This window comes from Streptomyces daliensis (assembly GCF_054782395.1).
This window is the reverse complement of record NZ_BAAGSO010000040.1, coordinates 37,541-60,767: the sequence shown is the minus strand read 5'-3', so window position 1 is coordinate 60,767 and position 23,227 is coordinate 37,541. Positions and strand designations below refer to the sequence as shown.

General features: G+C 71.9%; 16 protein-coding genes and 1 pseudogene. 7 read left to right on the top strand and 10 right to left on the bottom strand.

The window, feature by feature from the left end; translation table 11 throughout:
- Window positions 1-317: 317 nt before the first annotated feature.
- The 5 genes and pseudogenes from rbsD to ACYVOO_RS08965 all read right to left on the bottom strand — a co-directional run bounded on the left by rbsD (window position 318) and on the right by ACYVOO_RS08965 (window position 6,621).
- Complete coding sequence (gene rbsD / locus ACYVOO_RS08985) at window positions 318-707, bottom strand: D-ribose pyranase (protein ID WP_461015096.1); 390 nt, start codon at window positions 705-707, stop codon at window positions 318-320.
- Window positions 704-1,657, bottom strand: a complete 954-nt coding sequence (locus tag ACYVOO_RS08980) for a ribokinase (protein WP_461015095.1) — start codon at window positions 1,655-1,657, stop codon at window positions 704-706. Before ACYVOO_RS08980 ends, rbsD begins: the two co-directional genes overlap by 4 nt.
- 252 nt (window positions 1,658-1,909) lie before the next feature.
- Window positions 1,910-3,804: pseudogene (locus ACYVOO_RS08975) on the bottom strand (ABC transporter permease/substrate-binding protein).
- A gap of 151 nt (window positions 3,805-3,955) precedes the next feature.
- The gene (locus ACYVOO_RS08970; RefSeq protein ID WP_461015094.1) at window positions 3,956-5,608 is read right to left on the bottom strand and encodes a sugar ABC transporter ATP-binding protein; all 1,653 of its coding nucleotides are present in this window, start codon (window positions 5,606-5,608) and stop codon (window positions 3,956-3,958) included.
- Window positions 5,605-6,621 (bottom strand): LacI family DNA-binding transcriptional regulator, encoded by a 1,017-nt coding sequence (locus ACYVOO_RS08965; RefSeq protein WP_453345590.1) that lies wholly within the window; start codon window positions 6,619-6,621, stop codon window positions 5,605-5,607. The genes ACYVOO_RS08970 and ACYVOO_RS08965 overlap by 4 nt, the downstream gene beginning before the upstream one ends.
- 219 nt (window positions 6,622-6,840) lie before the next feature.
- Between ACYVOO_RS08965 and recD2 the strand changes: the two genes are divergently transcribed.
- Window positions 6,841-9,096: an SF1B family DNA helicase RecD2 gene (gene recD2, locus ACYVOO_RS08960; RefSeq protein ID WP_461015093.1), complete on the top strand. Its 2,256-nt coding sequence runs from the start codon at window positions 6,841-6,843 to the stop codon at window positions 9,094-9,096.
- 160 nt (window positions 9,097-9,256) lie between these two features.
- Window positions 9,257-10,546, top strand: coding sequence for a citrate synthase (locus ACYVOO_RS08955; protein WP_461015092.1), 1,290 nt, complete (start codon window positions 9,257-9,259; stop codon window positions 10,544-10,546).
- 478 nt (window positions 10,547-11,024) lie between these two features.
- On the opposite strand, the gene ACYVOO_RS08950 is transcribed toward ACYVOO_RS08955, so the two are convergent.
- The 5 genes from ACYVOO_RS08950 to ACYVOO_RS08930 form a co-directional block, all read right to left on the bottom strand.
- Window positions 11,025-13,493 (bottom strand): heavy metal translocating P-type ATPase, encoded by a 2,469-nt coding sequence (locus ACYVOO_RS08950; RefSeq protein WP_461015091.1) that lies wholly within the window; start codon window positions 13,491-13,493, stop codon window positions 11,025-11,027.
- Window positions 13,494-13,498: 5 nt separating this feature from the next.
- On the bottom strand, window positions 13,499-13,717 hold the full coding sequence (locus ACYVOO_RS08945) for a heavy-metal-associated domain-containing protein (protein WP_461015090.1): 219 nt from the start codon (window positions 13,715-13,717) through the stop codon (window positions 13,499-13,501).
- Between the two features lie 213 nt (window positions 13,718-13,930).
- Window positions 13,931-14,125, bottom strand: coding sequence for a helix-turn-helix transcriptional regulator (locus ACYVOO_RS08940; RefSeq protein WP_453345585.1), 195 nt, complete (start codon window positions 14,123-14,125; stop codon window positions 13,931-13,933).
- Between the two features lie 217 nt (window positions 14,126-14,342).
- Window positions 14,343-15,371, bottom strand: a complete 1,029-nt coding sequence (locus ACYVOO_RS08935; protein WP_461015089.1) for a Gfo/Idh/MocA family protein — start codon at window positions 15,369-15,371, stop codon at window positions 14,343-14,345.
- A gap of 57 nt (window positions 15,372-15,428) precedes the next feature.
- Window positions 15,429-16,331, bottom strand: coding sequence for a sugar phosphate isomerase/epimerase family protein (locus ACYVOO_RS08930; RefSeq protein WP_461015088.1), 903 nt, complete (start codon window positions 16,329-16,331; stop codon window positions 15,429-15,431).
- Window positions 16,332-16,603: 272 nt separating this feature from the next.
- On the opposite strand from ACYVOO_RS08930, the gene iolC reads away from it, so the two are divergent.
- The 5 genes from iolC (at window position 16,604) to ACYVOO_RS08905 (ending at window position 23,220) form a co-directional block, all read left to right on the top strand.
- Entirely contained in the window at window positions 16,604-17,569 is a 966-nt protein-coding gene (gene iolC, locus ACYVOO_RS08925; RefSeq protein WP_461015087.1) for a 5-dehydro-2-deoxygluconokinase, read from the top strand.
- A 62-nt stretch (window positions 17,570-17,631) separates the two neighbouring features.
- Window positions 17,632-18,543, top strand: a complete 912-nt coding sequence (locus ACYVOO_RS08920; protein ID WP_461015086.1) for a Cgl0159 family (beta/alpha)8-fold protein — start codon at window positions 17,632-17,634, stop codon at window positions 18,541-18,543.
- An 88-nt stretch (window positions 18,544-18,631) separates the two neighbouring features.
- Complete coding sequence (gene iolB / locus ACYVOO_RS08915) at window positions 18,632-19,603, top strand: 5-deoxy-glucuronate isomerase (protein WP_461015099.1); 972 nt, start codon at window positions 18,632-18,634, stop codon at window positions 19,601-19,603.
- A 95-nt stretch (window positions 19,604-19,698) separates the two neighbouring features.
- Window positions 19,699-21,645, top strand: a complete 1,947-nt coding sequence (gene iolD, locus ACYVOO_RS08910) for a 3D-(3,5/4)-trihydroxycyclohexane-1,2-dione acylhydrolase (decyclizing) (protein ID WP_461015098.1) — start codon at window positions 19,699-19,701, stop codon at window positions 21,643-21,645.
- Between the two features lie 78 nt (window positions 21,646-21,723).
- Window positions 21,724-23,220 (top strand): CoA-acylating methylmalonate-semialdehyde dehydrogenase, encoded by a 1,497-nt coding sequence (locus tag ACYVOO_RS08905; RefSeq protein ID WP_461015085.1) that lies wholly within the window; start codon window positions 21,724-21,726, stop codon window positions 23,218-23,220.
- Window positions 23,221-23,227: the final 7 nt, after the last annotated feature.

Genomic DNA, 23,227 nt, shown 5'->3' with positions numbered 1-23,227 from the left:
GATGAACCGCCGGATGCGTGACCCGCATGTCCGGTGGTGTGGGAGGAGGGCCGGGCGACCCGGCCCTCCTACCCGATTCCGGACCGGGGCGCTGCGGTTCGCGGTTTTCCGGGTGCGGCTTGGTGGGTGGGCGCGGTGTGTGGTGCGAGTGCGACGCGGCTTGCGCCGGTGGCCTTAACCGTTGTGGGCAGGCGTTCCGCATGGCGAGGGGGCACCTCCCAGCGTTAGCTGGGGGAGGGTGGGCACAACCCCACCACCGGGCCGCAGCCGCGAACGAAGCCCCAGGGGGCGCCCAGGGGTGCGTCCCTGCGCGTCTCCTAGAACGGGACCCCGCAGCGGAGCAGGACGTTGGCGTAAGGGCGGACCTCGCCGGTGCGGACCACCAGGCGGGCGGCGCGGGTGCGGGTCTTCAGGTCGGCGTGGGGTATCAGTTCGAGGCCGGGGAAGAGCCCGTCGAGCAGCCCCGCGGCCTCCGCGTTGCGCTCACGCACCTCACGCGCCGCGACGGCGCCTTCTACCTCAAGCTCGTTGAGCAACCCCTCCAGCACCTCGGCGAAGGCGGGAGTCCCCGCACGGAAGGCGAGGTCGACCACGAGGGGCCCGTCGGGGATGGGCAGACCGGCGTCGCAGACCATCACCTCGTCGGTGTGTCCCAGCATGGCGAGCGCGCCGGAGAGATGACGGTTGAGAATGCCCGACTTCTTCACGCGGGGAACTCCTTCTCCAGCTCCTGGGCGTTCGGGTAGGACTCCTGCGCCCCCGCGCGGGTGACGGCGGCGGCGCCGACGCGTACGGCGAAGCGCACGGCCTCCTCCAGGCCGCTGCCCCGGCCGAGCCGCCAGCCCAGCGCGCCGGTGAACGCGTCTCCGGCGCCCGTGGTGTCCACGGCGCGCACGGCGGGGCTGGCCACCCGCACGGTCCGTACGGGGCCGTCAGGGGCTCGTTCGGCGACGAGGGCGCCGGCCGCGCCGAGGGTGATGACGACGCTGCGCGGGCCCCGCTCCAGCAGCGCTGCGGCCCACCGCTCGGGTGCGTCGTCGCCGTCGCCGCCGTCGTCGCTCCCCGCGCCGTCGTCCAGCAGGTAGCGGGCCTCGTGCTCGTTGACCACCAGGGGGTCGGCGGCGGCGAGCACGTCGTCGGGGAGCGGCGCGGGCGGCGAGGGGTTGAGCACGACCCGCGTACCGGTGCCCGAGGCGGCCCGTGCCACGGCCGCGACCGTCTCCAAGGGGATCTCCAGTTGGAGGGAGACGACCGCGGCGGCGGCCAGCGACGCCTCGGCCGCCGCCACGTCCTCGGGTGTGAGCCGCGCGTTGGCGCCCGGCGAGACGACGATGCTGTTGTCGCCCGCCGGGTCCACCGTGATGAGGGCGACGCCTGTGGGCGCACCGCCCACCAGCAGCGTGGAGGTGTCGGTGCCCGCTTCGCGCTGCGCTTCGCGCAGCATCCGCCCGTGCGCGTCGTCGCCGACGCGCGCCAGCAGCCCCGTGCGGGCGCCGAGCCGGGCGGCTGCCGCCGCCTGGTTGGCGCCCTTGCCGCCCGGGCTGGTGACGAGGTCCGTGCCGAGCACGGTCTCGCCCGCGGCCGGGCGGCGCTCCACACCGATCACCAGGTCGGCGTTGGCCGAGCCCACGACGAGCAGGTCGTAGCCGCTGTCCATCCGGTGCGTCCTCTCGTGCCGGTTCTCGTGCCGATCGTGCCGGTTCTCATGCCGAGCGTAGGGCGTGTGGTGCTCACGGGGCGTGGGATGCCGCACGGGGCCCGGTCCGCGCGTCCCGCAGACGTGCGGGTGCTGCGGGGCGTGTGTCCCGGGCCGTGCGGCGGGGGTGTCGCGGGCCTTCCGTCCGGTGAGGTGCTTCCGGTACGGGGCGCGGGTACGTCGCGTCCGCCAGGGGGCGGTCGCGCGCACAGGTCAGGAGGAGAACTGGTCGACGTTCTTCTCGTCGACGACCTTGACCGGCACCTTGATGACCTCGTCGACGCTGTCGCCCTTGGCGAGCCGCAGGGCGTTGCGCACGGCCATCTTGCCCAGCTCGTCGGGCTGCTGCGCGACGGTGACGGTCATCGTGCCCTTTTCGACGGCCTTGAGCCCGTCCGGGGTCCCGTCGAAGCCGACGACCTTCACGGACTTGCCGGCCCTGCTGCCCAGGGCCTTGATGGCGCCGAGGGCCATCTCGTCGTTCTCGGCGAAGACGCCGGTGATGTCCGGGTTGGACTGGAGCAGGTTGGTGGTGACGTCCAGGCCCTTGGCGCGGTCGAAGTTCGCGGGCTGCTTGGCGGCGATCTTGATGCCCGGGTACTTCTTGATGCCCTCCTCGAACCCCTTGCCGCGCTCGCGGGAGGCCGAGGTGCCGGAGATGCCGCGCAGCACCAGGATGCTGCCCTTGCCGTCGAGCTGCTCGGCCAGCGCCTTCGCGGCGAGCTTGCCGCCCTCGACGTTGTCCGAGGCGACGGTGGTCTTCACCTTCGCGCCGTTCACGCCGCGGTCGGCGGCGACGACGGGGATGTCCGCGTTGCCCGCGGCCTTCACGGAGGGGCCCGCTGCGTCGGAGTCCACCGGGTTGATGATGATCGACTTCACGTTCTGCGAGGTGAAGTTCTGCACCTGGTTGGCCTGCTGGGAGGCGTCGTCCTGGGCGTCCTGGACGTTGAGCTGCGCGCCCTCGGCCTTGGCCTCGGACTCCGCGCCCTTCTTCATTTCGACGAAGAAGGGGTTGTTCAGGGTGGATATCGCGAGTCCGAGTTTCACGGACTCCTTCCCGCCGGAGTCGGCGGATCCCGACCCGCACGCGGTCGACGTGAGGGCCAACGCCGCGACGATCATCGCGGCGGACGTGCTCGATCTCTTGCTCATTTCCTGCATTCCTTGCAGTCGGTGGCAGTTAAAACGAACGACGTGCTGTTCCCCGTAGCATCCCCGTAGCAATGGGATCATGTACGGCGACGCAGTGTATCCAGAAGTACGGCAAGTGCAATGACGGCTCCGATAACGACCTGCTGCCAGAAAGCGGAGACGTCCAGAAGGTTGAGGCCATTGCGCAGAACGGCCAGGATGAGTGCGCCGATCAGCGTTCCGGAAGCCTTGCCGACACCCCCGGAGAGGCTCGCTCCGCCGATCACCACGGCAGCGATGGCGTCGAGTTCGTAGCCCATGGCGGCCTGCGGCTGCGCTGAGACCAGCCGGGAGGCGAGGACGATGCCTGCGACGGCGGCGAAGGCGCCCGACAGCCCGTAGATGACCAGTTTCTGGCGGCGCACCCGGATGCCCGAGAGCCGTGCCGCCTCCTCGTTGCCGCCGATCGCGTACATCGCGCGTCCGCTGTAGGTGCGGGCCAGCACGAGCGCCGCGATGCCGCCCATCACGAGCATCACCAGGACGGGCACGGGCAGCCAGCCGCCCAGGGTCTCGCCGACCGAGGCCATCGCGTCCGGGAACGCGAGCGGGGTGCCCTGCGAGGTGACGAGTGCCAGGCCGCGCGCGGCCGAGAGCATCGCCAGCGTGGCGATGAACGGGGGGAGCTTCCCGTATGCGATCAGCACACCGTTGAGCAGCCCGCAGGCGACGCCCGTGGCGAGCGAGATCACCACCGCGAGCCAGACGGGCATCGACTGGTCCGTCGCCGTCCAGGCCAGCATGATCGCGGAGAACGCGGCCACGGAGCCGACCGACAGGTCGATGCCCCCGGAGACGATGACGTAGGTGACGCCGAACGCGAGGATCGCGGTGACGGCGGCCTGGACGCCGACGTTCAGCAGGTTCTGGGTGCTGAGGAAGTCGCCCGACAGCAGCGTCATCACGACGATCATCACGACCAGGGCGCTGAGCGCCCCGTTGTCGAGCAGCACCCTGCGCAGCACGGGCGGCAGCCCCTGTCCGGGCCCTCCGGGGCGCTGCTTGCCGAGGCGGTGCCCCTGGCGTCCCTGGTGTCCCTGCCCGGGGCCGCCGCTGCTCTGGGTTTCAGTGGCCACGGGAGCCCTTCCTCTCGGTCTTGCCTGGTGCGTGGGGGTTGCCTGGTGCGGAGGCCCCTCGGCGGGGCCCGTGCCGCTGTCCCGGCGGCGCTCCGGGGGTGGCGGTGCCGACGGCCAGCCGCATCACGTCGTCCTGCGTGGCCCGGTCCGCCGTGAGTTCGCCCGCGATGCGGCCCTGGGACATCACGAGGACGCGGTCGCTCATGCCCAGCACCTCGGGGAGGTCGCTGGAGATCATCAGCACCGCGTGGCCCGAGGCGGTGAGTTCGTTGACGAGTTCGTAGATCTCGACCTTCGCGCCGACGTCGATGCCGCGCGTCGGCTCGTCCAGGATCAGCAGCTTGCTCCTGCCCAGCAGCCACTTGCCGATGACGACCTTCTGCTGGTTGCCGCCCGAGAGGGTGCGCACGTGCTGGTCGATGGAGGCCATCCGTACGCCGAGCCGCTCCGCGATGCCGGTGGCCGCGCGCCGCTGCCCGGAGACGTCCACGAGGCCGCCCCGGGTGGCGCCGCGCAGGGTGACCAGGCCCAGGTTCTCCTGTACGGAGGCGTCCAGGAGCAGGCCCTGGCCCTTGCGGTCCTCGGGGACGAGTCCGATGCCCGCCGCCATGGCCGCGCTCACGTCGCCGCGCGGCAGCTTCCGCCCCAGCACCTCAACGGTGCCGGAGTCGTAGCCGTCGGCGCCGAAGACGGCCCGCGCCACCTCCGTACGCCCCGAGCCCACCAGGCCCGCGAGCCCCACGACCTCGCCCGCGCGGACCTCGAAGCCCACGCCGTCGAACGTCCCGGCACGCGAGAGCCCCGAGACGCGCAGCAGCGGCGCGCCCTGGGCGCCGGTGGCCGCGCTCGTCACGGTCCCGGTGACACGCGGGTACTGCTGCTCGATGCTGCGGCCCACCATCAGCCGCACCAGGTCGTCGCGCGGGGTGTCCGCCGCGACCTGGCCGACGCTGCGGCCGTCGCGCAGCACGGTGACGCGGTCGCCGAGGGCCGCGATCTCCTCCAGGTGGTGGGTGATGAAGACGACGCCGACGCCGTCGGCGCGCAGCCCGCGCACGATCTCGAAGAGCCGTTCCACCTCGTCGGCGGTCAGCGCCGCTGTGGGCTCGTCCATGATCAGGACGCGTGCCCGCAGGCTGAGCGCCTTGGCGATCTCCACCATCTGGCGCCTGGCGATGCCCAGTTCGCGCACGGGTGTGCCCGGCGGGACGTTCACGCCGACGCGGCGCAGCAGTTCGGCCGCGTCGGCCTCCATGCGCTTGCGGTCGATGAGGCCGAAGCGGCGCGGCTGCCGTCCCAGGTAGATGTTCTCCGCGACCGTCAGATGCGGTACGAGGTTGAACTCCTGGTGGATGGTGGCGATGCCGAGCCGCTCGGCGTCCTCGGCGCCGTGCACGCGCACGGGTGCGCCCTCGCGCAGCACCCGGCCCGCGTCGGGCTGGTACATCCCCGAGAGGATCTTGATGAGGGTGCTCTTGCCCGCGCCGTTCTCGCCGAGCAGGACGTGCACCTCTCCGGCCCGCAGGTCGAAGTCCACCCCGTCCAGGGCGACGACGCCGGGAAAGGTCTTGCGTATGCCCTCGGTGCGCAGCAGCTCCGGATGACGGTCGCCGCCCGGCGGGGGCCGGTCGTGGGAAGTCAACGTCTGTTCCCTTCGTTCCTTTCGTCCTCGCCGCAGGAACGGCGCGCTATGAGACGCGCGGAGAGCGTGACGGACCCGGCGTCCCTGCCCTCCACGAGATCGGTGAGTGCGTGCACGGCCCGGTGGCCGAGCTCGGTGGTGGGCTGCGCGATGGCGGTGATGGGCGGGTCGGTGTGCAGGAACCACGGGATGTCGTCGAAGGCGGCCAGCGCCATGTCGTCGGGCACCCGCAGTCCCCGGGCGCGCAGTTCGTCCATGGCGCCCAGTGCCATCAGGTTGTCGGTGGCGAAGACCGCCTCCGGCGGCTCCGGCAGTTCCAGGAAGGCGGCGGTGGCACGGCGTCCGCTCTCCGTCTGGAAGTCGCCCTTGCCGATGTACGCGTCGGGCAGCGGCAGCCCGTGCGCGGCCAGCGCGGCGCGGAAGGCGGCGACGCGCTCGTTGCCTGTGGTGGTCGTCTCGGGCCCGGCGATGACCGCGAGGCGGCGGTGGCCGAGCGCGTGCAGGTGCGCGACGAGATCGCGGACGGCGCCGTGCCCGTCCGCGTGCACCACGGGCACGTCGATGCCCGCGATCCAGCGGTCGACGAAGACCATGGGGACGCTGGCTCGGGCCGACTCCAGCATGGGGGCCGAGCCGCCGTCGGTGGGCGAGACGAGCAGGCCGTCGATGCGGTGTTCCAGCAGGGTGCGGACGTAGTGGTCCTGGAGGTCGGGGCGCTCGTCGGCGTTGCCGATGACGACGCTGTAGCCGCGGGAGCGCGCCGCGTCCTCGACCGCGCGGGCCAGCTCGGTGAAGAACGGATTGAGCACGTCGCTGATGACGAGCCCGAGGGTGCGGGTCTGGTGGGTGCGTAAGGAGCGGGCGACCGCGTTGGGGCGGTAGCCGAGTTCGGCGACGGCCGAGAGCACGAGGGCGCGGGTCGCGGGGCGCACGGTCGGGTGCCCGTTGAGCACGCGGGAGACCGTCGCGACGGAGACGCCCGCGTGTGACGCCACGTCCTTGATGCCCGCCATCGCCGTGTCCCGCCCCGCCCGGTCTCGTCGCTCGCCGCTTGCCGGGAGCCTTGGGGCGCCCGGATGGAAACGTTTACATCGGGGCCATCACAAGGGATGCGACGAGCGGGCGCAAGGGGTCTACACCAGATCGTGACCATGCCAATGGCATGGATCGTGCGGCGGTGAGTTATCCACAGGGCTGCCGCGATGTCGGTGGGCGGAGTTACGGTCAGTGACATGTCGTCGTTCCAGCCCGCCGTCCTTGAAGCCGTCCTCGAACGCATCACGTATGCCAACGAGGACAATGGCTACACCGTGGCCCGTGTCGACACCGGTCGCGGTGGCGAACTGCTCACGGTTGTCGGCGCGTTGCTCGGCGCGCAGGTGGGCGAGTCGCTGCGGATGGAGGGCCGCTGGGGCTCCCACCCGCAGTACGGGCGCCAGTTCACCGTGGAGAACTACACGACGGTGCTCCCCGCCACCGTCCAGGGCATCCGCCGCTATCTCGGCTCGGGCCTGATCAAGGGCATCGGGCCGAAGACCGCCGAGCGCATCGTCGATCACTTCGGGACGGACACCCTCGATGTCATCGAGGCCGACGCACAGCAGCTCATCCAGGTCCCCGGGCTGGGTCCCAAGCGGACCAAGAAGATTGCGGCGGCCTGGGAGGAGCAGAAGGCCATCAAGGAGGTGATGGTCTTCCTCCAGGGAGTCGGCGTCTCCACCTCCATCGCCGTGCGGATCTACAAGAAGTACGGCGATGCCTCCATCTCCGTCGTCAAGAACCAGCCCTACCGCCTCGCGGCCGACGTGTGGGGCATCGGCTTCCTCACCGCCGACCGCATCGCCCAGGCCGTCGGCATCCCCCACGACAGCCCGGAGCGCGTCAAGGCGGGCATGCAGTACGCGCTGTCCCAGTCCACGGACCAGGGCCACTGCTATCTCCCCGAGGAGGAGCTGATCTCGGACTCGGTGAAGCTGCTCCAGGTGGACACGGGCCTGGTCATCGACTGCCTGGCCGAACTGGCAGCCGAGGAGGAGGGGGTCGTGCGCGAGACGGTCCCCGGGGAGGACGGTCAGCCGCGCACCGCCGTCTATCTGGTGCCCTTCCACCGGGCCGAGCTGTCCCTGTCGGGCCAGTTGCTGAGGCTGCTGCGCACCGACGAGGAGCGGTTGCCCGCCTTCGGGGACGTGGACTGGGAGGCGGCGCTGGGCTGGCTGGCCACGCGCACCGGTGCCGAGCTGGCGCCCGAGCAGCGGGAGGCCGTGCGCCTGGCGCTGACGGAGAAGGTCGCCGTCCTCACGGGCGGCCCCGGCTGCGGCAAGTCCTTCACCGTCCGCTCGGTGGTGGAGCTGGCGCGGGCCAAGAAGGCGAAGGTGGTGCTGGCGGCCCCCACCGGACGGGCCGCCAAGCGGCTCTCGGAGCTGACGGGCGTGGAGGCGTCCACCGTCCACCGGCTGCTGGAGCTGAAGCCCGGCGGGGACGCCGCGTACGACAGGGAGCGGCCCCTCGAAGCGGATCTGGTTGTCGTGGACGAGGCGTCCATGCTCGATCTCCTCCTGGCGAACAAGCTGGTCAAGGCCGTGCCGCCCGGCGCGCATCTGCTCCTGGTGGGCGATGTGGACCAGTTGCCGTCGGTCGGCGCCGGGGAGGTGCTGCGGGATCTGCTCGCCGAGGAGGGTCCGGTGCCCTCCGTCCGGCTGAAGCGCATCTTCCGGCAGGCGCAGCAGTCGGGCGTGGTGACGAACGCGCACCGCATCAATTCCGGCACCCCGCCCGTCACCCAGGGAATGAGTGACTTCTTCCTCTTCGTCGAGGACGACACGGAGGAGGCCGGAAAGCTGACGGTGGACATCGTCGCGCGCCGCATCCCCGCCCGCTTCGGCCTCGATCCGCGCCGGGACGTCCAGGTGCTGGCCCCCATGCACCGCGGCCCGGCGGGCGCCGGCACGCTCAACGGGCTGCTCCAGCAGGCGGTGACCCCGGCCCGCCCCGATCTGCCGGAGAAGCGCTTCGGCGGCCGTGTCTTCCGCGTCGGAGACAAGGTCACGCAGATCCGCAACAACTACGACAAGGGGGCCAACGGAGTCTTCAACGGCACCGTCGGCGTCGTCACCGCCATGCACCTGGACGATCAGCGGCTCACCGTCCGCACGGACGAGGACGAAGAGGTGGAGTACGACTTCGACGAACTGGACGAGCTGTCCCACGCCTATGCCGTCACCATCCACAGGTCGCAGGGCAGCGAGTATCCGGCGGTGGTGATTCCCGTCACCACGGGCGCCTGGATGATGCTCCAGCGCAATCTGCTCTATACGGCCGTGACCAGGGCAAAGCGCCTGGTGGTCCTGGTGGGCTCGCGGAGGGCGATCGGGCAGGCGGTGCGCACCGTCTCGGCGGGTCGGCGCTGCACCGCGCTGGCTCACCGGCTCAGCGGGGCGCTGAGACCGCCGGTGCCCTCCGGCGGGGGCGAGAGCGGTTTCGGGGGGTGACCGCCGCTGGTTCCAGGGTGCAGGATGTTCAAAGAAAGGCACTGCGTGCCACATAGGAGCCCTTTGGCCGACCCCGAGTGCACCGCACAGCACTGAATGGGGGAAAGTGGAGAGAGTCAGGGCACCTCGAAGAAGAGGCACTACGTCGGTGAGGGATGACGTGAGCGACAACTCTGTAGTACTTCGGTACGGGGACGGCGAGTACAGCTACCCGGTCGTGGACAGCACGGTCGGAGACCGTGGTTTCGACATCGGGAAGCTGAGGGCCGAGACCGGTCTGGTGACCCTGGATTCGGGCTATGGCAACACCGCCGCGTACAAATCCGCCGTCACTTATCTCGACGGTGAGAATGGCATCCTGCGCTACCGCGGCTACCCGATCGAGCAGCTGGCCGAGCGCGGCACCTTCCTGGAGACCGGCTATCTGCTGATCAACGGTGAGCTGCCCACCGTCGACCAGCTCGCGGGCTTCAAGAACGAGATCACGCAGCACACCCTGCTGCACGAGGACGTCAAGCGGTTCTACGACGGCTTCCCGCGTGACGCCCACCCGATGGCGATGCTCTCCTCGGTCGTCAGTGCACTGTCGACCTTCTACCAGGACAGCCACAACCCGTTCGACGAGGAGCAGCGCCACCTCTCGACGATCCGGCTGCTGGCCAAGCTCCCGACGATCGCGGCCTACGCCTACAAGAAGGCCATGGGCCACCCGGTCGTCTACCCGCGCAACGACCTCGGTTACGTCGAGAACTTCCTGCGGATGACGTTCTCCGTCCCGGCCGCCGAGTACGACCTCGACCCGGTCGTGGTGAACGCGCTCGACAAGCTCCTGATCCTCCATGCGGACCACGAGCAGAACTGTTCGACGTCGACGGTCCGCCTCGTCGGCTCCTCGCAGGCCAACATGTTCGCCTCCATCTCGGCGGGCATCAACGCGCTGTGGGGCCCCCTGCACGGCGGCGCCAACCAGAGCGTTCTGGAGATGCTCCAGGGCATCCAGGCCGCGGGCGGCGATGTCGACACCTTCATCCGCAAGGTGAAGAACAAGGAAGACGGCGTGAAGCTGATGGGCTTCGGTCACCGCGTCTACAAGAACTTCGACCCCCGGGCGAAGATCATCAAGGCCGCGGCGCACGATGTCCTCTCCGCCCTGGGCAAGAGCGACGAGCTGCTCGACATCGCCCTCCGGCTGGAGGAGCACGCCCTGAGTGACGACTACTTCGTGGAGCGCAAGCTCTACCCGAACGTCGACTTCTACACCGGTCTGATCTACCGGGCCATGGGCTTCCCGACCAGCATGTTCACCGTGCTGTTCGCGCTGGGCCGCCTCCCCGGCTGGATCGCCCAGTGGCACGAGATGATCAAGGAGCCGGGCTCCCGTATCGGTCGCCCGCGCCAGATCTACACGGGCGTCGTCGAGCGTGAGTACGTCCCGGTCGAGTCGCGCTGACGCTTCCCCGGGGTGCCCGCACGCATCCCCGGGACCCCCGGAAGGCCCCGGTCCAAGCGGACCGGGGCTCTTCTTTTGTGGAGATCTGTGAAGAGATTTAGATCACAGAGATTGGGGGGTAACCATTGCGGAGGGTCGAAGGTCTAACAGGGTGGCGATGGCCTCCCGGCGGAGCCTTCTGCCACCGCACCGAGCACGTCTTTGGGGGACGGGCCCGGTGATGCAACAGGGGTGAAGCGTGCAGCACGGGGAGCTTTGAGCGGCCCTCCCGACCCGTACGTGCAGCCAGCAAGCGCCCGGCCAGGATCCCGTGGGGGGAATCCGTGACCGGGAAACGGAACGCCCCGTCGACAGGCCCGTGGGGGGACCTGCTCGACGGGGCGTTTTCGTCATATGGCGTGACGTCGTGACCTTTGTGTGAAGACACTTCACCGGAAGGTCTCCGGCGCGCCTTGGGTCGTCCCGCCGTCCCGCCGCCTCAGTGGAAGCGGCGCAGGCGGAGGCTGTTCGTCACCACGAAGACCGAGGAGAAGGCCATCGCGGCCCCCGCGATCATCGGGTTCAGCAGTCCGGCGGCGGCCAGCGGCAGCGCGGCGACGTTGTAGCCGAAGGCCCAGACGAGGTTGCCCTTGATGGTGGCCAGCGTCCTCCTGGAGAGGCGGATGGCGTCGGCGGCGACCCGCAGATCGCCCCGTACGAGCGTGAGGTCGCCCGCCTCGATCGCGGCGTCCGTGCCCGTGCCCATGGCGAGGCCCAGATCGGCCGTGGCCAGCGCCGCCGCGTCGTTGACGCCGTCGCCGACCATGGCGACGGTGCGGCCCTCGCGCTGGAGCCCGCGCACCCGCTCGACCTTCTCCTCGGGCAGCACTCCCGCGATGACCAGGCCCTCCGTGGCGCCGGAGCCCTCCGGGCCGCCCGGGGAGTCCTGGCCGCCCCGGCCGTCCTCGACGATGCCGACCTCGCGGGCGACCGCCTCGGCCACCGTGCGGTTGTCGCCGGTCAGCAGCACGGGGGCCAGGCCCAGCGACCGCAGTGCGCGCACGGCCTCGGCGCTCGTCTCCTTCACGGAGTCGGCCACGGTCAGCACGCCGCGCACCTCCCCGTCCCAGCTCACCGCCACGGCCGTGCGCCCCTCGGCCTCGGCCGCCCGCGCCGAGGCGGCCAGCCCTGGCGGAAGCTCCCCCTCCGGGCGCCCGACCCGTACGCTCCGACCGTCCACCACGCCGCGCACGCCGACCCCGGCGAGGTTCTCGAACCGCTCGGGCACGGGCAGCGAGCCCGTGCCAGTACCCGGACCCGAACCCGCGTCCGTCCGTGCGCGGGCGCCCTCGGCGACGGCGCGCGCGACCGGATGCTCGGAGGCGGCCTCCAGCGCGCCCGCGAGCCGCAGCAGCTCCGCCTCGTCCACGCCGTCCCCGGCGAAGACGTCCCGGAGCGTCATGTGCCCGGTGGTCACCGTGCCCGTCTTGTCCAGGACGACGGTGTCCACGCGCCGCGTCGACTCCAGCACCTCCGGGCCCTTGATGAGGATGCCGAGCTGCGCCCCGCGCCCCGTGCCCACCATCAGGGCCGTGGGCGTGGCCAGGCCCAGCGCGCACGGGCAGGCGATGATCAGTACGGCCACGGCGGCTGTGAACGCGGCCGTGATGTCGCTCGTCGCCAGCAGCCAGCACACCAGCGTGCCCAGCGCCAGCAGCAGGACCACGGGCACGAAGACGGCCGAGACGCGGTCGGCGAGCCGCTGCACCTCCGCCTTGCCGCTCTGCGCGTCCTCCACCAGCCGCGCCATCCGGGCGAGCTGCGTGTCGGAGCCGACGCGGGTGGCCTCCACCACCAGCCGCCCCGCCGTGTTCACCGTCGCGCCCGTCACCGGGTTGCCCGCGCCGACGTCCACCGGCACCGACTCGCCGGTCAGCATCGACGTGTCCAGCGCCGAGGAGCCCTCCACGACGGTGCCGTCGGTGGCGACGGTCTCGCCGGGCCGTACGACGAAGTGGTCGCCCACGGCCAGCCGCTCCACCGGGATCCGGGTCTCCGCGCCCCCGCGCAGCACGGCCACGTCCTTCGCGCCGAGCCGCATCAGGGCGCGCAGTGCGGCGCCCGCGCTGCGCTTGGAGCGGGTCTCCAGATAGCGGCCCAGCAGGATGAAGACGGTGACGCCCGCCGCGACTTCGAGATAGATCGCCGACGCGCCCTCGCCGGGTCCGGCGGTCAGCGAGAAGGGGTGCCGCATCCCCGGCATCCCGGCCTCCCCGAAGAACAGCGCCCACAGGGACCAGCCGAAGGCGGCCAGCGTGCCGACCGAGATCAGGGTGTCCATCGTCGCGGCGCCGTGCCGCAGGTTCGTCCAGGTGGCGCGGTGGAAGGGCAGTCCGCCCCACACGACCACGGGCGCGGCGAGGGTGAGCGAGAGCCACTGCCAGTTGTCGAACTGGAGGGCCGGGACCATCGCCATCAGCACGACGGGCACGGACAGGACGAGTGTGACGAGCAGGCGCTGCCGCAGCCCGGCCAGCTCCCGCGCGCCCGCGTCCGCGCCTCCGTCCCCGCCCTCGCTTCCGGCGTCGTCCCGCGCTTCCGCCCTCGCGTCCGTCCGCGCGGGTTCCGTGGCCTCCGCCGTGGTCTCCGCCGCCGGAGCGGGCGTCGGGGGCGGGGGAGGAGGCGGCTCGGCGCTGTACCCGGTGCGCCGCACCGTGGCGATCAGGTCGTCGACGGAGACCCCCTCGCCGTACGTCACCCTCGCCTTCTCCGTCGCGTAGTTGACGGTGGCGGTGACGCCCTCCATCCGGTTCAGCTTCTTCTCGACGCGCGCGGCGCAGGACGCGCACGTCATCCCGCCGATGGCCAGCTCGACGCGGGAGGGGTCAGGGCCGGTCCCGGAGCTGGCCCCGGTCCCGGTCCCCGTCCCGGCCTCGGGGGAGGAGGGGGTGTCGGTGGTGCCGCGCATGGTGGTTACGCGCGCCCCGTCAGCTCGTAGCCCGCCTCGTCGACGGCGGCGCGCACGGCCTCGTCGTCCAGCTCCGCCGTGGAGACGACGGTGACCTCGCCCGTGGAGGCCACGGCCTTGACCGAGGAGACGCCCTCGATCTCGGAGACCTCCTCGGAGACCGCGCCCTCGCAGTGGCCGCAGGTCATGCCGGAGACCTTGTAGACGGTGGTGACGTTGCTCATGGGGTTCTCCTGACGCTCGTGCTTCGCTTCTGTACCGCTACTGCCAGAGTATACCCCCCCTAGGTATGAAGTGCGGGCGGGTGCGGGCAGGTACGAGCGTGCACGGGCGAGGCGGAACCGCGGACGGCCCCGGCCGCCTCTCACAGGGAGAGGCGGCCGGGGCCGTTCCGTAAGGGGGCCTAAGGGGGTCGGGGGTGTGCGGTGCGGTGTGTGTCAGCGTCCTCCGCGGTGTCCGGGGCGTCTCGTGACCCATTCGCGGATGGTGTCCGCGAACCAGTACGGCTTACCGCCCTCCACCAGGTCGGGTTGTGGCAGCAGGCCGTGCTTCCGGTAAGAGCGCACGGTGTCCGGCTGGACGCTGATGTGCGCGGCGATTTCCTTGTACGACCAGAGCCGTCGGTCGGCCATCTACTCGGCACCTCCCACAGGGGTGGCTGTTGATCACTCACCCTGTGCCCGGTGAACGACGCTGCGTGACATCAGGGCCGTGCCTGTAGAGCGTCTGTGACGCGGAACCGGTGTAACGGTGACGCTCGTGACGGGACCCCGACGCCCGTTCCCGTACGCGGACACCGGCGCGCCCACTCCGGGGGCGCACCCCGGAGCGGGCCGGAGGCGTCAGGCGTCAGGCGTAGAAGGCCGGGCGCTCGATCATCGTGACCTCGGTGCGCTGCCCGGTGGCCTGCGCCCGTACGCCCGCCTCGCACACGGCGGCAGCCGCGTAACCGTCCCAGGCGGTGGGCCCGGTGGTCTCGCCGCGACGGGTGGCGTCGGCCCAGTGCCGCACCTCGCGGTCGTACGCCTCCTCGAAGCGTGTGACGTAGTCCTGGTCGATCTCGCCGCCCCAGCGGCCCGCCGCGCTGGTGAGCACCCCGCCGACCCCGCCGCCCTCGCCGATCCGGGCCGTGCCGCGCTCGCACACGGCCTCCGCCTGCACCTGGTAGCCGAAGCCGCTGGCAGCGAAGATCTCGACGTCGACGAGCGCGCCGCCCGCCGTCTCGAACAGCACCAGTTGCGGGTCGCTCAGGACGCGCGGCGAGAGCGAGGAGCGGGCCGGCTTCAGCACCGTGACGGCGGTGATCTCCTGCTCCAGCAGCCAGCGCGCGCTGTCCATCTCGTGCACGACGGAGTCGGTGATGAGCATCTCGTCGGTGAAGTAGTCGTGCACGGAGACGTTGCGGTGGCGGCAGTGCAGCAGCAGCGTCCGGCCCAGTTCGCCGCCCGCCAGCACCCTCTTGAGCCGCGCGTGCTCGGGGTCGAACCGGCGCATGAAGCCCACCTGGATGCGCCGGTGCCCGAGCCGCTGCTCGGCCTCCAGCACGCGCAGCGCGCTCTCGGCGTCGGGGGTCAGCGGCTTCTCGCACAGGACGGGCAGGTCACGTGCGAGCGCGTCGAGCAGGGTGGCCTCGTGCGCGGGGCCCGGCGAGGCGATGATCAGCGCGTCGACGGCCGGGTCGTCCATGGCGGCGGCCGGTTCTGTGTAGGCGGTGCAGCCGTCGATGCCGTCGGCCAGATGCGCGGCGCGGGCCTCGTCGATGTCCACGACGGCGGCGATCCGGGCGCCGCTGATGAGGTCGCGGACGCGGCGCACATGGTCGGCGCCCATCTTGCCGGTGCCGATCACGGCTATGCCCAGTGGTGCGTGGTGACTCATGTCGTCCCTCGGCTCGGAGAGGTGCGGGCGGGGGAGGGGAGGTGGGGCCGGGAGGGGCTATGCGCCGCAGGTGCGCAGGAAGCGGCGGGTGCGCTCGGCGATGGGGCGGGGCCGGTCCGGCGGGCAGGGGTACATGTCCTGCTCGACGATGGCGAAGAGGTCGACGCCCAGCCCCTGCGCCGCGCTGAGCACCGGCTCCATCGCGGGCACCCCGAGCGGCGGCTCGCACATGACGCCCTTCTTCACGGCGGGCCCGAACGGGATGCCGTCCCGTACGACCTCGGCCAGGATGTCCGGGTCCACCTGCTTGAGGTGCAGATAGCCGATGCGCTCCCCGTAGGTCTCGATCAGCTTGACGCTGTCCCCGCCGCAGTACGCGTAGTGCCCCGTGTCCAGGCACAGGCCGACGAGGTCCGGGTCCGTCGCGTCGAGGAAGCGGGCGACGTGCTCCTCGGTGTCGATGTGGGTGTCCGCGTGCGGGTGGACGACGATGCCGAGCCCGTACCGCTCGCGCACCTCGCGCGCCAGCCGCTCCATGCCGCCCGTCAGATGCCTCCACTGCTCGGCGGTCAGCTCGCTGGGCTCGATGGGCGCGGCGGTCTTGTCGTCGCGCCAGAAGGAGGGGATGACGACGAGGTGGTCCGCGCCCATGGCCCGGGTGAGTTCCGCGACCTGGCTGACGTGTTCCCAGGTGGCGTCCCACACCTCCGGGCCCCGGTGCAGCGAGGTGAAGACGGTGCCTGCGGAGACCTGGAGTCCGCGCGCGGTCACCTCGTCGGTGAGGCGCGCGGGGTCGGTGGGCAGATAGCCGTACGGGCCCAGCTCGATCCACTCGTAGCCCGCGCCCGACACCTCGTCGAGGAAGCGGGACCAGGGCACCTGGTGGGGGTCGTCGGGGAACCAGACGCCCCAGGAGTCGGGCGCTGAGCCGACCCGGAGGCGGTCGAGGGAAGCGGTCATGGTGAGGGCTCCTCGTTGTACGTGCGGCATGCGTGCGTGCGGCGTCGCGGGTGTGCCGGGGTGAGCCAACTCCGGGAGCGATGCCGCTGTCAAGGCTTTGTCAGGACAACACTTCATCTTTACGTAACGAGGACACCGGGATCGCCACTTCCCGAGACGTCCGTATGTAAGGACAAATCATTGACAGGTGTCGACGGACGGTCCGACGATGAGGGAGACCTACTGGACGCGTACCCCGTCACCGTTTCTTCCCGCTCCCCGGAAGGGCACCCATGGCAGCCGTTCACGAGCCGTTCGACGTCATCACGATGGGCCGCATCGGAGTGGACATCTACCCGCTCCAGACCGGGGTGCCCCTTCCCCAGGTGGAGACCTTCGGCAAGTTCCTCGGCGGCTCGCCCACCAACGTCGCCGTCGCGGCGGCCAGGCTCGGCCGCACCACGGCCGTCATCAGCCGCACGGGCCGCGACCCCTTCGGCGAGTACGTCCACCAGGCCCTCACCGGCTTCGGCGTGGACGACCGCTGGGTGACGCCCGTCGAGCGGTACCCGACGCCCGTCACCTTCTGCGAGATCTTCCCGCCGGACGACTTCCCGCTCTACTTCTACCGTCAGCCCAAGGCGCCCGACCTGGAGATCCACGCCCACGAACTGGACCTCGACGCGGTCCGCGCGGCCCGCGTCTTCTGGATGTCAGGCACCGGCCTGTGCGAGGAGCCCAGCCGGAGCGCCACCCTGGCCGCGCTGGAGGCCCGCGCGAAGAGCGGCACCACCAGCGGCACCACCGTCTTCGACCTGGACTGGCGCCCGATGTTCTGGGGACACCCCGACGAGGCCCGCGCCGTGTACCGCCGGGCGCTCGCGCACGCGACCGTCGCCGTCGGCAACGTCGACGAGTGCGAGGTGGCCACCGGCATCCGCGAACCCCGCGCCTGCGCCGAGGCGCTGCTGGCGGCCGGGGCCGAACTCGCCGTCGTCAAGCAGGGGCCCAAGGGCGTGCTCGCCCTGCACAGGGACGGCAGTGAGGCCGAGGTGCCGCCGCACCCCGTCGAGGTCGTCAACGGGCTCGGCGCCGGGGACTCCTTCGGCGGCTCGTTGTGCCACGGGCTGCTCGCGGGCTGGGACCTGGAGTACGTGATGCGGTACGCCAACGCGGCCGGGGCACTCGTCGCCTCGCGGCTCGCCTGTTCGTCCGCGATGCCGACGGCCGACGAGGTCGACGCGCTCCTCGGGCACTGACCCGGCCGCCCGGCCCTCGCCCCCCCCGTCGCCCACCCCGCCGCCAGGAAAGTGAGCCTCTCTTGAGCAGCATCAGCATCCCCGACCTCGTCGCGGTGCGCAGCAGGCACCCCGAGGCCATCGCGGAGGCGGCGGCACTGCGCCGCCGCCGTCCGCTGCTCGGCGCCCCCGGCGCCCCCGCCGCGTCCGGGACGGGGCGCGACCGGCTGATGATCATCGCCGCCGACCACCCCGCGCGCGGCGCCCTGGGCGTCGGCGAGCGCAAGTTCGCGATGGCCAACCGCGCCGACCTGCTGGAGCGGCTGACGCTGGCGCTCTCCCGCCCCGGCGTGGACGGGGTGCTCGCCACCGCCGACATCCTGGAGGACCTGCTCCTCCTCGGCGCGCTGGACGACAAGGTCGTCGTCGGCTCGATGAACCGGGGCGGTCTCGCGGGCGCGGCCTTCGAACTCGACGACCGCTTCACGGGCCACCGCGCCCAGGACATCGAGCGGCTGCGGTTCGACGCGGGCAAGCTCCTGCTCCGTATCGACTACGAGGACCAGGGCTCCCTCAGCACCATGGTCTCCACGGCCCGCGCCATCGACGCCATGGCCGAGCGCGGGCTCCCCGTCTTCGTCGAGCCGTTCATCTGCCGCCGCGTGGACGGGAAGGTGACGAACGACCTGGGCGCGGAGGCCGTCGCCAGGTCCATCGCCATCGCCTCGGGCCTCGCGGGCACGTCCGCCTACACCTGGCTGAAGCTGCCGGTGACCGAGGACCCGGACGACATGGCGTGGGTCTGCGAGACCTCCACGCTGCCGACGGTGCTGCTCGGCGGCGAGGTGAACGGGGACCAGGAGGTCACGTACGAGAAGTGGCGCAAGGCCCTGCGGCTGCCCACCGTGCGGGGGCTGGTCGTGGGCCGCACACTGCTCTATCCGGCGGACGGCGATGTCACGGCAGCCGTGGACACGGCGGTCGGGCTGCTGTGAGGGGTACGTACGAGAAGCGAGGGTGAGGACGGGCATGGCCGACGGGAAGACGGCAGCGGCAGCGACGGCGGAGGCGGAGGGCGCGAGGATGCCGGAGACGGCGCACAAGGCGGGCACCGACGAGCGGGCAGGGCGCGCCGGGAGCGCGTTCCATGTGACGGCGGGCAGCGCCGCTGCCGGTCCGTACGCCCTGGACATCGACCCCGCACGCGCGGGCTGGGCCCACTCCTCCCTCCGCGTGCTGGAACTGGAACCCGGCGGCACGCACACCTTCGGCACCGGCGACAGCGAGTGGATCGTGCTGCCCCTCAACGGCGGCTGCACGGTGACAGCGGAGGACGCCGTCGAGGACGCCGTCTTCCCGCTCGCGGGGCGCGCGAGCGTCTTCAGCGGCGTGACCGACTTCGCCTATGTGCCGCGCGACGCGACCGTACGGATCGACAGCGCGGACGGCGGACGCTTCGCGCTCACCGGGGCGCGCTGTGCGCGGCGGCTGCCCGCGCGCTACGGGCCCGCCTCCGGCGTACCCGTGGAGCTGCGCGGCACCGGCAACTGCTCGCGCCAGGTCAACAACTTCGGCGCGGCGGGCGTCTTCGAGGCGGACAGGCTCATCGCGGTCGAGGTACTGACCCCGGGCGGCAACTGGTCCTCCTTCCCGCCGCACAAGCACGACGAGGAGCGGCCGGGGGAGGAGAGCGAACTGGAGGAGATCTACTACTTCGAGATCGCCCACGCGCCCGACGCGCCCGAGGGCGTCCCCGGCATCGGCTACCAGCGCGTCTCGCCCTCGGGGCACGGGCGCGGCACCGACGTCCTCGCCGAGGTGCGCGGCGGTGACGCCGTGCTGATCCCCGACGGCTGGCACGGCCCGTCCATGGCCGTACCGGGACACGACATGTACTACCTCAACGTCATGGCCGGTCCGGGGCTGGATCGGGCCTGGCTCATCTGCGACCATCCTGATCATGCCTGGATCCGAGGCAGTTGGGAGCAGCAGCCTGTCGATCCAAGGCTGCCGCTCTACACCGCTCCGGCAGTGGAAGGGGAGGCGGGACAGTGAACACCGCTGACACCGAACGGCCGACCGGCACAGGACCATCGACGACGGGCACGGACACACCGCCGGGCACCGCCCCGCCGCCCGGCGCCGACCCCCTGCCCGGCACCGAACCGGCGACGACGCCCCCGGTCGCCACGCGGCGGCTGACCGTCGCGCAGGCCCTCGTGCGCTTCCTCGCCGCCCAGTACACCGAGCGCGACGGGCGTCGCCACCGCCTCATCGCCGCCTGCTGGGGCATCCTCGGCCACGGCAACGTCGCCGGAATGGGCCAGGCCCTCCTGGAGAGCGGGCAGGGTGGGCACGACAGCCAGGGCGCTCCTGCGCCGGCTCCGCTGCCCTATCTCCAGGGCAGGAACGAGCAGGCCATGGTGCACGCGGCCGTCGGCTACGCCCGTCAGCGCGACCGCCTCTCGGCGCATGCCGTGACCACCTCCATCGGGCCCGGCGCCACCAACCTCGTCACGGGCGCCGCGCTCGCCACCGTCAACCGGCTGCCCGTCCTGCTGCTGCCGGGCGACACCTTCGCCACCCGTGTCGCGGACCCCGTGCTCCAGCAACTGGAGGTGCCCTACGCGGGGGACGTCTCCGTCAACGACGCGCTGCGGCCCGTCTCCCGCTACTTCGACCGCGTCCACAGGTCCGAGGCCCTGATCCCCGCCGTGCTGCAGGCGATGCGCGTGCTCACCGACCCCGTCGAAACCGGCGCCGTCACGCTCGCGCTGCCGCAGGACGTGCAGGCCGAGGCGTACGACTGGCCCGAGGAGTTCTTCGCCGAGCGCGTCTGGCACGTGCGCCGCCCGGCGCCGGACGCTGACACGCTCGCGGAGGCGGCGGCGGCCGTGCGCGCCGCGCACCGGCCGCTGATCGTCGCGGGCGGCGGCGTGCACCACAGCGAGGCGGAGGACGCGTTGCGCGCGCTGGCCGACGCGACGGGCATCCCCGTCGCGTCCACGCAGGCGGGCAAGGGCTCGCTGCGCCACGACCACCCCTGCGACGTGGGCGGCATCGGGCACACGGGCACCGCCGTCGCGGACGACCTGGCGCGCACGGCCGACCTCGTCCTCGGCGTCGGCACCCGCTGGACCGACTTCACCACCGCGTCCCACACGCTCTTCGCCGACCCGTCCGTCCGCTTCGTCAACGTCAACGTCGCCGCCTTCGACTCCCACAAGATGGCGGGGCTCGCGGTGGTCGCGGACGCGCGGGCCGCGCTCGAAGCGCTGACGGAGGCGCTGGCGGGGCACCGGGTGGCCGGGGAGTACGCGGCCGGGACCGCGACGGGCAAGGCCCGCTGGGAGGAGGTCGTCGACTCCGCGTACGCGGCGCCCGACGAGGACGCGCGGCCGACGCAGACCCAGGTGCTGGGCGCGCTGGACGCGGCCGTCGGCGACGACGACGTGATCATCAACGCGGCGGGCTCGCTCCCCGGCGATCTGCACAAGCTGTGGCGGGCCCGCTCACCGCGCCAGTACCACCTCGAATACGGCTACTCCTGCATGGGCTACGAGATCCCCGCCGCCATCGGCGTGCGCCTCGCGGCCCCGGAGCGGCCGGTGTGGGCGCTGGTGGGGGACGGCACATATCTGATGCTCCCGACGGAGATCGTCACCGCGGTCCAGGAGCGCGTCGACATCAACGTGGTACTCCTCCAGAACCACGGCTACGCGTCCATCGGCGGCCTCTCCGAGCAGACGGGCGCCGAACGCTTCGGCACCGCCTACCGCTACCGCGCGGCCGACGGCACCTACACGGGCGACCCGCTGCCCGTCGACCTCGCGGCGAACGCGGCGTCGCTGGGCATGGAGGTGCACCGCGCAGGGACGGTCGGGGAGTTGCGCGCTGCGCTGGCCGCGGCACGGGCCTCGGCGCGCCCGACGTGCGTGTACGTCGAGACGGACACCGACACCGATTCCGCCGCCACCGCGCCCGAGGCGCAGGCGTGGTGGGACGTGGTCGTGGCCGAGACCTCGGGCCGCCCCGCCGCGGTCAGGGCCCGCGAGGAGTACGAACGCCACGCAGCGCAACGCCGCCACCACCTGTGACGGGCCGCGCGCCCGCACCCCCACGTGAACGCCGCACGCCCCCACACCCCGCGACACCCCGTAGGAAGGCTCCCCCTGATGAAGACCCTCGGCCACTGGATCGGCGGGAAGCCCGTCGAGTCCGTTTCCGGCAGCTTCGGGCCCGTCTACGACCCGGCGACGGGCGCGCAGCCCACGCGGGTCTCGCTCGCCTCGGCGGAGGAGGCCGACGCGGCCGTCGCGGCGGCCAGGGAGGCGTACCCGGACTGGGCTCAGTCGTCGCTGGCCAGGCGCACCGCCTTCCTCTTCCGGTACCGCGAGCTGCTGGACGCGCACCGCGACGAGATCGCAGCGCTCATCACGGCCGAGCACGGCAAGGTCCACTCCGACGCGCTCGGTGAGGTGGCGCGCGGCATGGAGATCGTGGAGCTGGCCTGCGGCATCCCCGAGAAGCTCAAGGGCGAGCTGTCCACGCAGGTCTCCACGCGGGTGGACGTCGCCTCCATCCGGCAGCCGGTCGGCGTCGTCGCGGGCATCACCCCGTTCAACTTCCCGGCGATGGTGCCGATGTGGATGTTCCCGCTGGCCATCGCCTGCGGCAACACCTTCGTGCTGAAGCCCAGCGAGAAGGACCCCTCGGCCGCTTACCGGCTCGCGGAACTCGCCGCCGAGGCCGGTCTGCCCGACGGCGTCCTCAACGTCGTCAACGGCGACAAGGTGGCCGTCGACCGGCTGCTGGAGCACCCGGACGTGGCGGCGGTCTCCTTCGTGGGGTCCACGCCCATCGCCCGGTACATCCAGCAGGGCGCGGTGGCCTCGGGCAAGCGGGTCCAGGCGCTGGGCGGCGCCAAGAACCACATGCTCGTCCTGCCCGACGCCGACCTCGACTTCGCAGCGGACAACGCGATCAACGCGGCGTACGGCTCGGCCGGTGAGCGCTGCATGGCCGTCTCCGTGGTCGTCGCGGTCGGCGGCAGCGGGGACGAACTGGTCGCGAGGATCGCGGAGCGCGCCCGCGCGCTGCGCGTCGGCCCCGGCGACGACCCCGCCTCCGAGATGGGCCCCCTCATCACGCGCGAGCACCGCGACAAGGTGGCCTCGTACGTGGACGGAGCACGCGCCCAGGGCGCCGAGGTGGTGGTGGACGGCACCGGGTACACCGTCGCAGGGCACGAGGAGGGCTTCTTCCTGGGGGTCTCGCTGCTGGATCGGGTCTCGCCCGAGATGGACGCCTACCGCGACGAGATCTTCGGCCCGGTGCTGTGCGTGGTGCGCGCGGAGACGTACGACGAGGCGATCCGGCTCATCAACGGCAGCAAGTGGGGCAACGGCACGGCCATCTTCACCCGCGACGGCGGCGCGGCCCGCCGCTTCCAGCTGGAGGTCGAGGCGGGCATGGTCGGCGTCAACGTCCCCATTCCGGTTCCCGTCGGGCACCACTCCTTCGGCGGCTGGAAGGACTCCCTCTTCGGGGATCTGCACATCTACGGGAACGACGGCATCCACTTCTACACGCGCGGCAAGGTCATCACGACCCGCTGGCCCGACCCCGCGGACAGCGGCGGCATCAACCTCGGCTTCCCGACGTCCTCCTGACGGGCCG

What these genes read in the sequence shown, in the direction of transcription:
- ACYVOO_RS08980 (WP_461015095.1), bottom strand. Translation starts at nt 1,657, where the DNA reads ATGGACAGCGGCTACGACCTGCTCGTCGTGGGCTCGGCCAACGCCGAC.
- ACYVOO_RS08965 (WP_453345590.1), bottom strand. Translation starts at nt 6,621, where the DNA reads ATGGCGGGCATCAAGGACGTGGCGTCACACGCGGGCGTCTCCGTCGCG.
- recD2 (WP_461015093.1), top strand. Translation starts at nt 6,841, where the DNA reads ATGTCGTCGTTCCAGCCCGCCGTCCTTGAAGCCGTCCTCGAACGCATC.
- ACYVOO_RS08950 (WP_461015091.1), bottom strand. Translation starts at nt 13,493, where the DNA reads ATGCGCGGCACCACCGACACCCCCTCCTCCCCCGAGGCCGGGACGGGG.
- ACYVOO_RS08945 (WP_461015090.1), bottom strand. Translation starts at nt 13,717, where the DNA reads ATGAGCAACGTCACCACCGTCTACAAGGTCTCCGGCATGACCTGCGGC.
- ACYVOO_RS08940 (WP_453345585.1), bottom strand. Translation starts at nt 14,125, where the DNA reads ATGGCCGACCGACGGCTCTGGTCGTACAAGGAAATCGCCGCGCACATC.
- ACYVOO_RS08935 (WP_461015089.1), bottom strand. Translation starts at nt 15,371, where the DNA reads ATGAGTCACCACGCACCACTGGGCATAGCCGTGATCGGCACCGGCAAG.
- ACYVOO_RS08930 (WP_461015088.1), bottom strand. Translation starts at nt 16,331, where the DNA reads ATGACCGCTTCCCTCGACCGCCTCCGGGTCGGCTCAGCGCCCGACTCC.
- iolC (WP_461015087.1), top strand. Translation starts at nt 16,604, where the DNA reads ATGGCAGCCGTTCACGAGCCGTTCGACGTCATCACGATGGGCCGCATC.
- iolB (WP_461015099.1), top strand. Translation starts at nt 18,632, where the DNA reads ATGCCGGAGACGGCGCACAAGGCGGGCACCGACGAGCGGGCAGGGCGC.
- ACYVOO_RS08905 (WP_461015085.1), top strand. Translation starts at nt 21,724, where the DNA reads ATGAAGACCCTCGGCCACTGGATCGGCGGGAAGCCCGTCGAGTCCGTT.